This is a genomic window from Desulfovibrio sp. 1214_IL3152 (assembly GCF_036763055.1).
In the GTDB taxonomy this organism is placed as follows: domain Bacteria; phylum Desulfobacterota; class Desulfovibrionia; order Desulfovibrionales; family Desulfovibrionaceae; genus Desulfovibrio.
The window spans coordinates 1-1,184 of record NZ_JBAIYW010000177.1 but is presented as its reverse complement, the minus strand read 5'-3'; the positions used below and the strand labels follow the sequence as shown (position 1 = coordinate 1,184).

Here is a 1,184-nt window from a genome sequence, read left to right as displayed (position 1 = left end):
TCAGCAGGTCTTGCTTGCTCTGGGGCTTGATCGCTGGAATGAGCCTGTGTGGGATGCCTGCGCCGGGCATGGCGGCAAAAGCGCTGCCCTGATGGAATGGGGCGTTCCAGTGGCATTGTGTTCAGACCGCTCCTTTGCTCGCTTGCGAGGCCTGCCAGCCCAGTGCGCAACGCTTGGACTGCCTGTGCCGCCGCACTGTCTGGCGGATGCCGTTGTGCCGCCGTTGCGGCAATGGACTGGGCATATTCTGGTGGATGCACCCTGTTCCGGTCTGGGGGTATTGGCCCGAAGGCCGGATATCCGCAGGCGCGAACCGCAACATCTTGCTGAACTTGAAGCCTTGCAACTGAATATGCTGCGCACCCTTGCCGGTCTGTTGCAGCCGGGCCGGGAGCTGGCCTACATAACCTGCACGCTCAACCCTGCGGAAAACGAACGTGCTGTCCGTCAACTGCTTGAAAGCAATTCAGATTTGACCCTTGAGCGCCAGTGGCAGACAGAGCACAGCCACCCCTGGCTTGAAGGCATGTTTGGCGCTGTGCTGCGCAGGAAAGGCTGAAGGCAAGAGGCGGGCAGGGCGTTCGCGTTTTTGCCAGACGAGTAAGGCAGGTATGCGTTATTCGCCATAACTGGTGCAGAAATATGCTAAAACAGGCCCCGGCGGGATAATCCCGCCGGGGCCTGATTGCTGTCATGCGCAATGCGGTTTTTGAATGAACTTCAGGGGATTTTACACGCAATGCGTTTATTGCCACCTGCGTTATTTTGTGTAGCTCGCGCCAATGCAAAGCATGTTTGCGCTATTCGGCCTCAAGAGCCACGCCGAATTTTTCCAGCAGGGCATCCAACTCTTGCTTATTGGTATAGTTCAGTGAAATACGCCCGCCGTTTTCGTCGCCGCTGATCTTGGCGGCACAGCCAAGGGCGCTGCTCAGGTCTTTTTGCAGAAGCTTGAAGGCCGGACTTTTCTTGCGCGAAATTTTTTGCGGCACGGGCTGTACGGTCTGCTTTTCCCCTCCTTCCAGCCAGGGCAGGGCAGAGTTGCCGCGCCAGAAGGCTGCGGCGTCTTCAGCTTCACGCACGGTCATGCCGTGGCTTTGAATACGCAGGCGCAGTGCCTCGGCGGCGGAAGGATCGTCAATACCCAGAAGGCAGCGGGCATGCCCGGCGCTGATGCGTCCGGC

At 58.7% G+C, this 1,184-nt stretch carries 2 pseudogenes; one reads left to right on the top strand and one right to left on the bottom strand.

Features of this window, described 5'->3' with window-relative positions:
• Positions 1-559, top strand: a pseudogene (locus V6C07_RS03735) (transcription antitermination factor NusB); the annotation flags it as partial.
• 241 nt (positions 560-800) lie between these two features.
• Here the strand turns inward: V6C07_RS03735 and V6C07_RS03730 are convergent.
• Positions 801-1,184 (bottom strand): annotated as a pseudogene (locus tag V6C07_RS03730) (ParB/RepB/Spo0J family partition protein); the annotation flags it as partial.